This window comes from Kosakonia radicincitans DSM 16656 (assembly GCF_000280495.2).
GTDB classification, from domain to species: Bacteria; Pseudomonadota; Gammaproteobacteria; order Enterobacterales; family Enterobacteriaceae; genus Kosakonia; species Kosakonia radicincitans.
The window spans coordinates 4662727-4677462 of record NZ_CP018016.1 but is presented as its reverse complement, the minus strand read 5'-3'; the positions used below and the strand labels follow the sequence as shown (position 1 = coordinate 4677462).

Annotated in this window: 12 protein-coding genes; 3 read left to right on the top strand and 9 right to left on the bottom strand. The window is 56.1% G+C overall.

The window, feature by feature from the left end:
- Positions 1-2: 2 nt before the first annotated feature.
- The 9 genes from panD to thpR form a co-directional block, all read right to left on the bottom strand.
- The gene (panD, locus tag Y71_RS22485) at positions 3-383 is read right to left on the bottom strand and encodes an aspartate 1-decarboxylase (protein WP_007373193.1); all 381 of its coding nucleotides are present in this window, start codon (positions 381-383) and stop codon (positions 3-5) included.
- 127 nt (positions 384-510) lie between these two features.
- Positions 511-1374, bottom strand: a complete 864-nt coding sequence (gene panC, locus Y71_RS22480; RefSeq protein ID WP_007373194.1) for a pantoate--beta-alanine ligase — start codon at positions 1372-1374, stop codon at positions 511-513.
- A gap of 11 nt (positions 1375-1385) precedes the next feature.
- Complete coding sequence (gene panB / locus Y71_RS22475; RefSeq protein WP_007373195.1) at positions 1386-2177, bottom strand: 3-methyl-2-oxobutanoate hydroxymethyltransferase; 792 nt, start codon at positions 2175-2177, stop codon at positions 1386-1388.
- A gap of 99 nt (positions 2178-2276) precedes the next feature.
- Positions 2277-2756 carry a 2-amino-4-hydroxy-6-hydroxymethyldihydropteridine diphosphokinase gene (gene folK / locus Y71_RS22470; protein WP_007373196.1) on the bottom strand — a complete coding sequence of 160 codons (480 nt, stop codon included), beginning with the start codon at positions 2754-2756 and terminating at the stop codon, positions 2277-2279.
- On the bottom strand, positions 2753-4150 hold the full coding sequence (pcnB, locus tag Y71_RS22465) for a polynucleotide adenylyltransferase PcnB (RefSeq protein WP_204368018.1): 1398 nt from the start codon (positions 4148-4150) through the stop codon (positions 2753-2755). Before pcnB ends, folK begins: the two co-directional genes overlap by 4 nt.
- Before the next feature lie 84 nt (positions 4151-4234).
- The gene (gluQRS, locus tag Y71_RS22460; protein WP_007373198.1) at positions 4235-5101 is read right to left on the bottom strand and encodes a tRNA glutamyl-Q(34) synthetase GluQRS; all 867 of its coding nucleotides are present in this window, start codon (positions 5099-5101) and stop codon (positions 4235-4237) included.
- Positions 5102-5192: 91 nt separating this feature from the next.
- Positions 5193-5648, bottom strand: coding sequence for an RNA polymerase-binding protein DksA (gene dksA, locus Y71_RS22455; RefSeq protein WP_007373199.1), 456 nt, complete (start codon positions 5646-5648; stop codon positions 5193-5195).
- A gap of 174 nt (positions 5649-5822) precedes the next feature.
- The gene (gene sfsA / locus Y71_RS22445) at positions 5823-6527 is read right to left on the bottom strand and encodes a DNA/RNA nuclease SfsA (protein WP_007373200.1); all 705 of its coding nucleotides are present in this window, start codon (positions 6525-6527) and stop codon (positions 5823-5825) included.
- A 12-nt stretch (positions 6528-6539) separates the two neighbouring features.
- On the bottom strand, positions 6540-7073 hold the full coding sequence (thpR, locus tag Y71_RS22440) for an RNA 2',3'-cyclic phosphodiesterase (RefSeq protein WP_007373201.1): 534 nt from the start codon (positions 7071-7073) through the stop codon (positions 6540-6542).
- A gap of 73 nt (positions 7074-7146) precedes the next feature.
- Here thpR and hrpB point away from each other — a divergent pair, with 73 nt between their 5' ends.
- The 3 genes from hrpB (at position 7147) to fhuA (ending at position 14713) form a co-directional block, all read left to right on the top strand.
- A complete protein-coding gene (gene hrpB / locus Y71_RS22435; RefSeq protein ID WP_007373202.1) occupies positions 7147-9576 on the top strand; it encodes an ATP-dependent helicase HrpB in 2430 nt (809 codons plus the stop codon).
- Between the two features lie 110 nt (positions 9577-9686).
- Positions 9687-12218 carry a bifunctional glycosyl transferase/transpeptidase gene (gene mrcB / locus Y71_RS22425; RefSeq protein ID WP_007373203.1) on the top strand — a complete coding sequence of 844 codons (2532 nt, stop codon included), beginning with the start codon at positions 9687-9689 and terminating at the stop codon, positions 12216-12218.
- Positions 12219-12460: 242 nt separating this feature from the next.
- Entirely contained in the window at positions 12461-14713 is a 2253-nt protein-coding gene (fhuA, locus tag Y71_RS22420; protein WP_035943163.1) for a ferrichrome porin FhuA, read from the top strand.
- Positions 14714-14736 lie beyond the last annotated feature (23 nt).

Genomic DNA, 14736 nt, shown 5'->3' with positions numbered 1-14736 from the left:
AATCAGGCAACCTGAACCGGCACGGCTTTCGCGGTGCGTTTCATTTCGTTGTCGCCGTCAAAATAGGCCATTTTCGGCTGCCAGCTACGGGCAACCTCATCCGGTACGGTAACGTAGCTGGCGATAATCAGGATATCGCCCACGTCTGCGCAGTGCGCCGCTGCGCCGTTAACCGAAATAATTCTGGAACCGCGTTCCCCGGCAATCGCGTAGGTTGAGAAGCGTTTGCCGTTGGTCACGTTATAGATATCGATGGCTTCATATTCGAGAATACCAGCCGCCTCAAGGAAATCCTGGTCAATTGCGCAGGAACCTTCATAGTGCAGGTCGGCCTGTGTCACTTTGACGCGGTGGAGCTTGCCTTGCAGCATTGTGCGAATCATGAGTTAAACCTTCATTACGGATAAGTCAGCTAAAAATGAGGGGCGGCATCCTGCATTTCCCCGCATGCTCATTTCACTCCCGCAGACCGTGAAAAGTCTTAGCGGGAGCGGAGTCCTGGCGAAATTTTTACCCTGCCTGACGGGCAAGTTCAACCACTTTATTGTCGATAAGGCGCGCCTGTCCGAGCCAGGCCGCCATTAAAATCACCGCGCGCTGGCTTTTGCTCGAGAGCGCCTCCAGCGTGTCGGCATCGCGGATCTGAATATCGTCAGCGCGCAGACCAGCATCGTTGATTTCCTGGGCTGCAATGGCGATCAGCTCTTCTTCGTCGCTCGCGCCTGCCTGCAATTTTTCTGCAGTGGCATTCATCACTTTGCTCAACGCCGGGGCGATTTTACGCTCGTCAGCGGTGAGGTAACCGTTGCGTGAACTCAGTGCCAGACCATCTTTCGCGCGTACCGTCGGCACGCCGACGATCTCGATGTCATAGCCCATATCAGCAACCATTTTGCGGATCAGCTGCAACTGCTGATAATCCTTCTCGCCGAAGCAGGCGATATCCGGCTGTACCAGATTAAACAACTTGCTGACGATGGTGGAAACGCCGCGGAAATGCCCCGGACGGCTGGCGCCCTCCAGCATGGTGGAGAGGCCCGGAACGTCAACATAGGTTTGACCTTCGGTGCCCTGCGGATAGATATCGGCAGGCGCAGGCGCGAAAACAAAATCCACCTTGCGCTTGTTCAGCTTCTCGCAATCATCCTGCAAAGTACGCGGGTAGCGCGCCAGGTCGTCCGGACGGTCGAATTGCATCGGGTTAACAAAAATGCTCACCACTACCGCGTCGGCGCGGGCTTTCGCTTCATCGACCAGCTTCATATGGCCATCGTGCAGGTTACCCATGGTCGGGACCAGCGCAATGCGTTTCCCTTCCTGATGCAGTCGGCGAATATGCTGACGCAGCAGCGGGAGGGTTTCAATAATCAACACAACAGGACTCCTTAATGGAAACTGTGTTCTTCGCCCGGATAGACGCCGGACTCGACTTCGGCAACATACTGCCTGACCGCTGCGCGCATGTCGCCTGCATCATTGAGGAAATTTTTAGCAAATTTAGGAATATGGCCGCCAGTGATGCCAAACGCGTCATGCATAACCAGAATCTGGCCGTCGGTAACATTGCCTGCGCCAATTCCGATCACCGGGATGGTTAATGCGGCGGTAATACGCTGCGCCAGTTCCAACGGCACGCACTCCAGCACCAGCAGTTGCGCTCCGGCGGCTTCCAGTGCCAGCGCATCGTCAAGCAGCCCCTGAGCCGCGTCGCCGCGCCCCTGAACTTTGTAACCGCCGAAAATATTGACTGATTGCGGTGTCAGGCCGAGATGACCGCACACTGGCACCGCGCGTTCGGTGAGCATTTTTACCGTCGGCGCCAGCCAGCGGCCACCTTCGATTTTCACCATATTGGCGCCCGCGCGCATCACGATGGCGGAATTCTCAAAGGCCTGTTCCGGTGTGGCATACGCCATAAACGGCAGATCGGCGAGCAGCAGGCATGATGGAGCACCGCGGCGCACCGCTTGTGTGTGATAAGCGATATCTGCCACGGTGACGGGCAGGGTGGAATCATGACCTTGTACCGTCATCCCTAACGAGTCGCCAACCAGCATCACGTTAATCCCTTCTTCGGCAAACAGTTTGGCGAAGCTGTAGTCGTAAGCGGTGATTGTCGCGAAGCGTTTCTTATCCTGTTTACACTTATGCAGCCAGGAGATGGTGGTAGGTTTCATAGTGTTTCCTGATAGTTCAAAGCGTGTTCTGGCGCATTCTATCAGTAACATTCAGGCGGGCAATGATTTTAGGCCGTCGCAAAGAGGCGGCAGAGGGAATTACCAGGCGTCGGGTTTTGGCGCGTTGAGCTGTTCCAGCGTGGCGCGCAGCGAAGCGCCATCCGGGAAGTGCAGATCGGGGGCGATTTCAAACAGCGGCCACAGCATAAAACCACGGTTTTTCATATCGTAATGCGGAACCGTCAGGCGTTGCGTATTCAGCGTTAAGGAACCGAACAGCATGATATCGAGATCGAGTGTGCGTGGCCCCCAGCGCTCCGCTTTACGTACGCGGCCCTGCTGTAACTCAATCCGTTGGGTGTGATCGAGCAGCGCTTCAGGCGCAAGCGTTGTTTCCAGCGCCACGGCAGCGTTGAGATAATCCGGCTGATCCGGCGGCCCGAGCGGGGGAGTGCGATAGAGCGAAGAGACCGCCACAATGCGGCTTTGTGGGATTTCGCCGAGGGCGGCGATCGCCGCGTTGACCTGATCAAGCGGCGATGCGAGATTGCTGCCCAGCGCGATGTAAGCGAGAGTCACGCACTGCCCTCACGGCGCGGCGTACGTTTGCGCGGGCGGCGATGACGGCGGCGTTCGGCTGGCTCTTCGCCTAAATCATCCAGCATATCTTTTTGTGTGGGCGGCGCAGAAACCTGGAATTCCCCCCACCATTTCGCCAGACGTTGCAGCTCGCCGTTGTTTTCCGCTTCGGCGCGCAGCACCAGCAGATCGTAAGCGGCGCGGAATTTCGGATGCTCCATCAGCTTCCAGGCGCGTTTACCCTGGCGGCGGGACATCCGCAGCTGTAGCTGCCAGATATCACGGATAAGCGTCGTAATGCGTTTTGGAATGGCCAGCGAACGACAGGCTTCATCCAGCACGTCATTCATCGCCAGCGCGAACGCATCGTAATAGGCAAGACCGCCTTCCTGCGCAATGCGCTGGGCATCCTCCAGCAGTGGATACCAGAACATAGCGGCAAACAGGAACGCCGGGTTGACGCGCATATCATTGTGGATACGGTTGTCGGTATTCTTCAGCACCTGCTCAATAATGCGCTCCATCGGGCTGTCACCTTTTTCGGTGAAGTAGCGGGTGATGGTCGGGAACAGGGGCTGGAACAGGCCATATTCGCGCAGCAAGCGGCAGGTGTCGTAACCATAGCCAGCCTGCAGCAGCTTGAGGGATTCCTCAAACAGACGCGCGGGCGGAACGTCGTTAATTAATGTGGCCAGACGCGGGATAGGCTCGGCTGTCTCTTCACTGATGCGCATCCCCAGCTTGGCGGCGAAGCGCACCGCGCGCAGCATGCGCACCGGATCTTCACGGTAGCGGGTTTCCGGGTTGCCAATCAGGCGAATCACGCCCTCTTCCAGATCGCGCATGCCCCCGACGTAATCACGCACGGTAAAATCGGCAACGCTGTAATAAAGGCTATTGATGGTGAAGTCGCGACGCTGGGCATCTTCTTCGATAGAACCGAAGATATTGTCACGCAGCAGCATGCCGTTCTGGCCGCGCTGGGAAATAGAACGATCGGTTTGCTGTTCGTCGTGGTGGCCGCGGAAGGTGGCAACTTCAATAATTTCCGGGCCGAACATGACATGTGCGAGGCGGAAACGGCGGCCGACCAGCCGGCAGTTGCGGAACAGTTTGCGTACCTGATCCGGCGTGGCGCTGGTGGTGACGTCAAAATCTTTTGGTTTTTTGCCCAGCAATAAGTCGCGCACGCCGCCGCCTACCAGGTAAGCGTCGTAGCCCGCTTTATTCAGACGATAGAGCACCTTGAGCGCATTTTCACTGATATCTTTGCGGGAAATAGCGTGCTGCTCACGCGGAATAACCGTCATCTGCGGTTGAGCCAACGCCTCGACGGCGATGCTCTCTTCGCGGCTTAGCACCTTGCGGCAAAAATTAGCGACTCGGGTAAAAATAGTACACCTCGGTAGTGTCAAACGTCAGGACAAAAAAATAGCGGCTAATCATAGCTCAGCGCGACGCATTTGAGAATGATGTATTCACATCTGCCCCTCAGACACGCGGGAAAGTGACCAATTTTCGACCGCCTGGTTCAGCAACACTTCGATGCTGAGATCCTGCCACTCATTTGTTACATCCTGGTTCAGAAATTGTAAAGCCCTGATTATTATGGGGCGGGGATCGCCGCCAGGCAAGGCAGGAGCATGGTTTTGCTTGGAGAGCTTATTCCCTTGCTCGTTAAGTGCCAGAGGTAGATGAATATACCCAGGCACAGGCCAGCCAAGCTGCTGATAGAGCGAGATTTGCCGCACTGTCGGTTCAATCAGATCCGCGCCGCGAACGATCTCCGTCACGCCCTGAAAATGATCGTCGACCACGACGGCCAGGTTATAAGCGAACAACCCATCACGACGATGAATAATAAAATCTTCCCGCGCCAGTTTTTCATCGGTCACAATGCGACCGCGTAGCCGATCGTCAAAATGCAGTACCGGATGATGTTGCAACAGACGTAGCGCGGCATTTTCCGGGCCGTTGTGTCGGGTGCGGCAGTAGCCGTCGTAGATGCCGCCGATACTCTGGATACGCGCGCGGGTGCAGGTACAGAAGTAACTTAAACCGTCACGTTGCAAAGTAGCGAGTACTTCACGGTAGGCATCATGTCGTTGCGATTGCCACAGCACTTCACCGTCCCAGTGCAGACCATAGTGTTCCAGCTGACGCAAAATCGTCGCTGCTGCACCGGGAACCTCACGAGGGGGATCAATATCTTCGATACGGACGAGCCAGGCGCCCTGATTGGCGCGGGCCTGCAGGTAGCTGCCAAGCGCAGCAATCAATGAGCCAAAGTGCAGTTCACCGGAAGGAGATGGCGCAAAGCGCCCAATATAGTGAGATTCAGGCATATCGACAGGCAAAGAAATATAGGGCGGGAATCACTCCCGCCGTATAAGGCGCACCACGCCTAAGTGATGCGTCATCAGTGATAACGGGGGATTAACCCGCCATCTGTTTTTCGCGGATTTCCGCCAGCGTTTTACAGTCGATGCACAGATCGGCGGTTGGACGCGCTTCCAGACGACGGATACCAATTTCCACGCCGCAGGATTCACAGAAGCCGAAATCTTCGTCTTCTACTTTTTTCAACGTCTTCTCGATCTTTTTAATCAGCTTGCGCTCGCGATCGCGGTTACGCAGTTCGAGGCTGAACTCTTCTTCCTGGGCGGCACGGTCAACCGGATCCGGGAAGTTAGCAGCTTCGTCCTGCATATGCGTAACGGTGCGATCGACTTCATCCCTGAGTTGATTACGCCATGCTTCAAGAATTCGCTTGAAGTGCGCCAGCTGGGCTTCGTTCATATACTCTTCGCCCGGTTTCTCTTGATACGGCTCCACCCCAGCGATGGCGAGAATACTCAGGGACGATGTTTTACGGTTTTGCCCTTCTTGCATGTTGCTTCTCCTTAACACGCACTATCGATCCCCGTGTGGGGGAAAAATCAGGCCGCTATAAATAACAGATGCTTTTACAGATGGCAAATATCTAAACGTAACACTTGACAACGCTGTGAGGAAAAGCGTATTTGCGCACGCGAACAAATCACTGACCTGTCAACTGCTTGCCCTTTATACCGTAAAAGGTAGCGGCAACCTAAGAGTGATATTATCGGCAGAAAGTTCCGCTTTATAAGCGATTACTTCTACCCCCTGACGTTGTGCGTCACTCAATAATCGTGCGTATTCCTCGTCAATATGGCGTGCAGGAGAAAAATGTTCAACGGCAGAGTGCAGGACGGCAAACAGAATTACCGCGCGATCGCCGCTGGCCGCGACGCTCATTAACTCCCGCAGATGCTTTTGTCCTCGCAGGGTGACGGCATCCGGAAAGTAGCCTGACTGCTGCTCGGCGAGCGTGACCGATTTTACTTCAATATAGCAGTTGCGACGATCCTCTGCCTGTAACAGAAAGTCAATTCTGCTACGCTCCGCACCATATTTTACTTCGCTTTTCAGCGAGCTATATCCCGTCAGTTCCGGCAGGCGATCGGCGAGAATGGCTTCTTTTGTTAATGCATTGGCCTGTTGAGTGTTGACGCAAATAAATGCGCCCTGCTGGGTTTGAGTTAATTCCCAGGTGTGTGCATATTTGCGCTTCAGATTTGTCGAAGTGGAATACCACACCGTATCGCCTGGCGTCGCGCAACCTGTCATCGCTCCGGTATTAGGACAGTGCAATGTCAGGGTTTCTCCTTCCGGGGTAATCACATCCGCCAGGAAACGTTTATAGCGCTGGATCAGCGTGGCGGATTTAAGCGGCGGAATAAATTCCATAGGAAATCCTTATTATTCTGTTTTAAGCGTCCAGCGGTTCAGCGGCGTGTAACGCGTGCGTCCCTGGATAAACTGCGATTCATACAGGGCAAATTCGTTGACCGGGAAAGACCAGCGAAACCCCGGCGGCGGGAGCGTCACTGCGCGGTTGGCGTCACGCAGCAGCGTAATATGCGGATGAAACGGTTGGGGGCTTTGATAACACCCGCTGCGCGAAGCCTGCGCTCGCAGCATATCGGCCAGTTGCAGCAACCCGCGCGGCGGCTGGCGCGAGCCGAGCCATATCACTCTGGAGCGCAGCCACTGGCCAGCGTCATCCAGATGAAGTGTAAAACCCGGCTGGCGAATGCGCCCGGCCAGCCCTTCCAGTGCACGCTGCTTTTCCGCGCTGATCTCGCCGAGGAATGCCAGCGTCAGATGCAGGTTTGCTGCTGCCACCGGGCGTCCGGCTTCGGGAGGAAAGTGCTGCGCGCGCCAGTGAATGACCTGCGTCTGGATGTCGGCAGGCAATTCGAGGGCGAAAAACAGCCTTTTTGATTCGGGCATGGCGTGTTCTCGGTAATGAATTATGGCGATGGTATACTAGCTGGCCTTCTTATGTGAATCCTCTGGAGCTTTTGTGTCCTCACTGCCGGTTGCTGCTGTTCTGCCCGATATCCTTGCTGCGTTACGTTCCTCTTCTCAGGTGTTGTTGAGCGCGCCGACCGGTGCCGGCAAATCCACCTGGCTACCGTTACAACTGCTGCAACAGGGTGAGATCAACGGGCGGATTTTGCTGCTGGAGCCGCGTCGCCTGGCGGCGCGCAATGTGGCGCAGCGTCTGGCGGAACTGCTGAATGAGAAACCTGGCGAGACCGTGGGTTACCGCATGCGTGCAGAGACCTGCGTAGGGCCGAACACGCGCCTCGAAGTGGTCACTGAAGGAATTTTAACGCGCCTCATCCAGCAGGATCCGGAGCTGAACGGCATTGGGCTGGTGATCCTCGATGAATTCCATGAACGTAGCTTGCAGGCGGATCTGGCGCTGGCGCTGCTGCTGGATCTCCAGCAGGGGCTGCGCGACGATCTTAAATTGTTGGTGATGTCCGCTACGCTGGATAACGAACGTCTGCAAACCCTTTTGCCGCAGGCTCCTGCCATTGTTTCTGCCGGGCGGGCATACCCGGTCGAGCAACGTTATCAGGCGCTGGCAGCGCATCAGCGCTTTGATGAAGCCGTGGCGCAGGTCGTTAGCGGATTACTGCGCGAGGAACGTGGTTCCTTATTACTGTTTTTACCAGGCGTGGGTGAGATCCAGCGCGTGCAGGAGCAACTGGCCGCCCGCGTCGGCAGCGATGTGCTGCTTTGCCCTCTCTATGGCGCATTGCCGCTCAGCGAGCAACGCAAGGCGATTTTGCCTACGCCCGCCGGGCAGCGCAAAGTGGTGCTCGCCACCAATATTGCCGAAACCAGTCTGACCATCGAAGGTATTCGCCTGGTGGTGGATAGCGCGCAGGAGCGCGTGGCGCGTTTTGATCCCCGCAGCGGTTTAACCCGGCTGATGACACAGCGCATCAGCGTGGCGTCGATGACGCAGCGTGCCGGTCGCGCCGGGCGTCTGGAAGCGGGGATTTGCGTACATTTATTAAGTAAAGAGCAGGCTGAACGTGCAGCGGCGCAAAGTAGCCCGGAAATTCTGCACAGCGATTTATCCGGTCTGTTGATGGAATTATTACTCTGGGGATGCCAGGATTCTGCGCAACTTTGCTGGCTGGATCTGCCTCCGGCGACTAATCTGGCGGCGGCGCGCACGCTGCTTACGCAACTGCGGGCGCTGGAAGAGGGTCGTTTAACAGCGTTTGGTCAGCGGATGGCCGCGCTGGGTAATGATCCGCGTCTGGCCGCAATGCTGGCGGCGGCTGAAGGGGATGACGAGATCGCGACGGCGGCGACGCTGGCCGCCATCCTTGAAGAACCACCTCGTGGTGGAAACAGTGATTTAAACGCGGCCTTTTCACGCACGCAGCCAAACTGGCAGCAGCGTGCGCGCCAGCTTGCTCGTAGGCTAAAAAGCAGCGGGGGAGAAGTGGATATCAGCGCGGTGGCGCCGTTGCTTGCCGGTGCGTTTGCCGATCGTATTGCGCGCAGGCGCGGGCAGGAAGGGCGTTATCAACTGGCGAACGGTATGGGGGCGACGCTGGATGCCGACGATGCGCTAAATCGCCATGAGTGGCTGCTTGCGCCGTTGTTATTGCAGGGAAGCCAGTCACCGGATGCGCGCATTTTACTGGCCTTGCCGCTCGATATTGAGGCGCTGATCGCTCGCTGCCCACAACTGTTGCAGCAATCGGATACCGTCGAATGGGACGAGGCGCAAGGCACATTAAAAGCCTTTCGCCGTAGCCGGATCGGCCAGTTAACGGTGAAAGTGCAGCCGCTGGCTAAACCCTCAGAAGAGGAGCTGCATCAGGCGATGCTTAACGGCATCCGCGATAAAGGCTTGCAAGTTTTGAACTGGACACCGGAGGCTGTGCAGTACCGTTTACGTTTACACTGCGCGGCGAAATGGCTGCCGGAAGAGGGCTGGCCCGCCGTGGATGAGGCCTCTTTACTGGAGAATCTGGAGCAATGGTTACTGCCACAAATGGGCGGTATCCGATCGCTGCGCGATTTAAAAGCGCTGGATGTTACGCAGGCATTACAAAACACCCTGCCGTGGTCATTACGTCAACGGCTGGATAGTGAACTGCCGGGGCATTACACTGTGCCGACGGGAAGCCGGATTGCCATCCGTTATCATGAAGATAACCCACCGGCGCTGGCGGTTCGCATGCAGGAGATGTTTGGTGAAGCGGCCACGCCGAGGATTGCTCAAGGGCGCGTCGCGCTGGTGCTGGAGCTGCTTTCCCCGGCGCAGCGGCCGCTGCAAATTACGCGGGATTTAAGCGCATTCTGGAACGGCGCTTATCGTGAAGTGCAAAAAGAGATGAAAGGGCGCTATCCGAAACATGTCTGGCCGGACGATCCGGCGAATACCGCGCCGACCCGGCGTACGAAGAAGTATTCGTAAACCCGGCTGAGCAGCGCGGTGCGCTAAAAATTGAGAGATTTCTTCTTCTGCCCGTTGGCAAAAGAACTGAGAATCAGGCCCTTGCGCCTGAATGTTGCGGAGAGTAAAGCATGGCGGGGAATGACCGCGAGCCAATTGGACGTAAGGGGAAACCTGTGCGTCCGGTGAAAGAAAAAATCAGTCGTCGCCGACTCCGGGAAGAGGAGTACGACGATTACGACGATGATGATGAGGATGAAGAACCGATGCCGAAAAAAGGTAAAGGCAAAGGCGGGAAGCCACGCGGCAAACGCGGTTGGTTCTGGCTGCTATTGAAAATTTTCATCGTTTTAGCCGTGCTGTGCGCCATTTATGGCGTTTATCTGGATCAAAAAATCCGCGCCCGTATCGATGGCAAAGTCTGGCAGTTGCCGGCTGCGGTTTATGGCCGCATGGTCAACCTTGAGCCGGATATGGCGATCAGCAAAAACGAAATGGTAAAACTGCTGGAAGCCACGCAGTACCGCCAGGTGACGAAGATGACGCGTCCCGGCGAGTTTACCGTGCAGGCGAAAAGCATTGAGATGATCCGCCGTCCATTTGATTTCCCGGACAGCAAAGAGGGGCAGGTGCGCGCGCGTCTAACCTTTGATGGCGATCGTCTGGAAACCATTGAGAACATGGACAGCAATCGCCAGTTCGGTTTCTTCCGTCTCGATCCGCGTCTCATCACTATGCTCTCTTCGCCGAACGGCGAGCAGCGTCTGTTCGTGCCGCGTAACGGTTTCCCGGATCTGCTGGTTGATACGCTGCTGGCAACCGAAGACCGTCATTTCTATGAACATGACGGTATCAGCTTCTACTCCATTGGCCGTGCGGTGCTGGCAAACCTGACCGCCGGACGCACGGTGCAGGGGGCAAGTACGCTGACGCAGCAGTTGGTGAAGAACCTGTTCCTGAGCAGCGAACGGTCGTACTGGCGTAAAGCCAACGAAGCCTATATGGCGCTGATTATGGATGCCCGTTACAGCAAGGATCGTATTCTTGAACTGTATATGAACGAGGTTTACCTCGGTCAGAGCGGCGACAACGAGATCCGCGGTTTCCCGCTGGCGAGCCTCTACTATTTTGGCCGTCCGGTGGAGGAGCTGAGCCTCGATCAGCAGGCGTTGCTGGTGGGAATGGTGAAAGGGGCGTCGGTTTATAACCCGTGGCGCAACCCGAAACTGGCACTGGAGCGCCGTAACCTGGTGTTACGTCTGTTGCAACAGCAAAACGTCATCGATCAGGAACTGTATGACATGCTGAGTGCCCGTCCGCTGGGCGTACAGCCGCGCGGTGGGGTGATTTCACCGCAGCCGGCGTTTATGCAGATGGTGCGTCAGGAGTTGCAGGCGAAACTCGGCGATAAAGTGAAAGATCTCTCCGGCGTGAAGATTTTCACGACCTTTGATTCTGTCGCGCAGGACGCGGCAGAAAAAGCTGCCGTGGAAGGTATTCCGGCGCTGATCAAGCAGCGCAAACTGAGCGATCTTGAAACGGCGATGGTGGTAGTAGACCGCTATACCGGCGAGGTTCGGGCCATGGTTGGCGGCGCGACGCCGCAGTTCGCGGGCTATAACCGCGCCATGCAGGCGCGCCGTTCCATTGGTTCGCTGGCGAAACCGGCGACCTATCTGACGGCGCTGAGCCAGCCAAATGTGTATCGTCTCAATACCTGGATTGCCGATGCGCCGATCTCTTTGCGGTTGTCGAACGGCCAGGTCTGGGCGCCACAGAACGATGATCGCCGTTTCAGCGGTCAGGTTATGCTGGTGGATGCGCTGACACGTTCGATGAACGTGCCGACGGTTAATCTCGGGATGGCGGTTGGTCTGCCTGCGGTAACGGATACCTGGCTGAAACTGGGCGCGCCAAAAGATCAGCTCACCGGCATGCCGTCAATGCTGCTCGGTGCGCTGAACCTGACGCCGATTGAAGTGGCGCAGGCGTTCCAGACTATCGCCAGCGGCGGTAACCGCGCGCAGCTTTCCGCACTGCGTTCAGTGATTGCTGAAGACGGTACGGTGCTGTATCAGAGCTTCCCGCAGGCCGAACGTGCGGTGCCGGCGCAGGCGGCGTACATGACGCTGTGGACCATGCAACAGGTGGTTCAGCGCGGTACGGGCCGTCAGTTGGGCGCGAAATATCCGGGTCTGCATCTGGCCGGGAAAACCGGTACTACTAATAATAACGTCGATACCTGGTTTGCCGGTATCGACGGGCGTGAAGTGACCATCACCTGGGTGGGGCGCGATAATAACCAGCCGACGAAGCTGTATGGTGCAAGCGGCGCGATGGCGATTTATCAGCGTTATCTGGAAAACCAGTCGCCGATCCCGCTGGATCTGACGCCGCCGGAAGACATCACCACAATGGGCGTCGACGACATGGGCAACTTTGTCTGCGGCGGTGGCGGTTCGCGTTCACTGCCGGTCTGGACAACCAGCCCGGAAACGCTGTGCCAGCAGAATCAGGTGCAGCCGCAAACCGGCAACCCGTTTGATCAGTCAACGCAGCCGCAGCAGCAGCCGCAACAACAGCAACCTCAGCAACAGCCACAGCAAGAGCAGAAAAGCGATGGCGTCGCAGGTTGGATCAAAGAGATGTTTGGCAGTAATTAACCCTGAAAACCCCGGTCGCAAAGCCGGGGTTTTTTCTTTTTTTCGCTATCGCAAACATTCAGATAACGACCTCTTAAACACCTTTTAACCCCACGTTTTTTATCTGGTTATTTCTTAATCCCTCAGGCGCTCTCGCGCGGCTTACTGCTTGCTATGCGTACAACGCTTCGCATATTATGCTGCGGTCATAATAATAATTATCGTTTACGTTATCGTTCACTCATTGATTCAGAGATAAACCAATGGCGCGTCCAAAAACTGCTCAGCCAGTCAACACTACGCTGCGTAAAATCGCAGTTGTAGTAGCCACAGCGGTTAGCGGCATGTCTGTTTATGCACAGGCTGCAACAACCCAGAATGAAGAAACCATCACCGTAACCACAGCGCCAGCTGCGCAAGAAAACGCGTGGGGTCCGGCGGCTACCATCGCGGCGAAACATACCGCCACAGCAACCAAAACGGATATGCCGCTGGAGAAAACCCCCCAGTCTATTTCCGTGGTGACCAGCGAAGAGATCGCGCTGCATCAGCCGAAATCCGTAAAAGAAGCCCTCAGCTATACACCGGGCGTTGCGGTGGGGACGCGTGGTGCATCCAACACCTACGACTACCTGATTATTCGTGGTTTCGCCGCGGATGGTCAGAGCCAGAACAACTACCTCGACGGTCTGAAGATGCAGGGCAACTTCTACAATGACGCGGTAATTGATCCTTACATGATTGAGCGCGCCGAAATCCTGCGCGGCCCAACCTCGGTGCTCTACGGAAAAAGCAGCCCCGGCGGCCTGTTGAATATGGTCAGCAAGCGCCCAACCACCACGCCACTGTATGAAATACAGTTCAAGGCAGGCACAGACAACCTGTTCCAGACCGGGTTTGATTTCAGCGATGCGCTGGATGATGACGGCGTATTCTCTTATCGCTTAACCGGTCTTGCGCGTTCGGCGAATGCACAGCAGGAAGACAAAAAAGAGCAGCGCTACACCGTTGCGCCATCCTTTACCTGGCGCCCGGATGACAAAACGAATTTCACGTTCCTCTCTTACTTCCAGAACGAGCCGGAAACCGGCTATTACGGCTGGTTGCCGAAAGAGGGAACGGTTCAACCGCTGCCGAATGGTTCGCGTCTGCCGACTGACTTCAACGAAGGCGCGAAGAACAACACCTATTCCCGTAACCAGAAAATGGTGGGTTATAGCTTCGAACATGCATTCGATGACACCTTCACCGTGCGCCAGAACATGCGTTACGCCGAGAACAAAACGTCGCAAAACAGCGTTTACGGTTATGGAATGTGTTCTGATCCGCTCTATTCAAGCGCTCCGGCGAGCAGCCCATGTGCAGGCATTGCGCAATCTGAGTGGGGCCATTACCTGACGCGTCAGTATGTGATCGATCACGAGAAGTTGCAGAACTTCTCCGTCGATACGCAACTGCAAAGCAAATTTACTACCGGTTCAGTGGATCACATTCTGCTGACCGGCGTCGATTACATGCGTATGCGTAACGACATTAATTCATGGTTTGGCTATGCAGGCTCTGTCGCTCCGTCTGATATCTACGATCTTGATCGCGGTGATTTCGATTTCGGTGCTCGCCCGACGCCTTCTGGCGCTTACCAGATCCTGAACCGCCAGCAACAAACGGGCCTTTACGCACAGGATCAGGCGCAGTGGGATAAGGTGCTGGTTACGCTGGGCGGCCGTTATGACTGGGCTAAACAGAGCGCATTCAACCGCACCACCAATATCACTGCGGAACGTGACGACAAGCAGTTTACCTGGCGTGGCGGTGTTAACTACCTGTTCGACAATGGCGTAACGCCGTACTTTAGCTATAGCGAGTCGTTTGAACCGGCATCGACCACCGGGGCGAGCGGCGCTATTTTCGCACCGTCCAAAGGCAAGCAGTACGAAGCAGGCGTGAAATACAGCCCGAAAGATCGTCCGATTGTCATGACCGGTGCCGTCTATCAGCTCACCAAGAGCAACAACCTGATGGCCGATCCAAACGGTTCTTTCTGGTCTGTTGAAGGCGGTGAAATTCGCGCGCGCGGCGTGGAAATCGAAGCCAAAGCGGCGCTGTCAGCGAATATCAACGTGGTGAGTTCGTATACCTATACCCAGGCTGAATACACCACTGATACCAACTACAAAGGCAACACTCCGGCGCAAGTGCCTAAACATATGGCGTCACTGTGGGGCGACTACACCTTCTACGACGGAGCTTTGTCTGGTCTGACATTAGGCACCGGCGCACGTCTCACCGGTTCAAGCTATGGCGATCCGGCGAACTCCTTTAAGGTGGGCAGCTACACGGTTGTCGATGCGCTGGTGCGTTACGATCTGGCGCGTGTTGGCCTGGCGGGTTCCAACGTCGCGCTTCACGTGAATAACTTGCTCGATCGTGAATACGTTGCCAGTTGCTTCAACACGTACGGCTGCTTCTGGGGCGCAGAACGTCAGGTGGTGGCGACCGCAACCTTCCGCTTCTAATCTCTCTTCGGGCACGGTTCGCC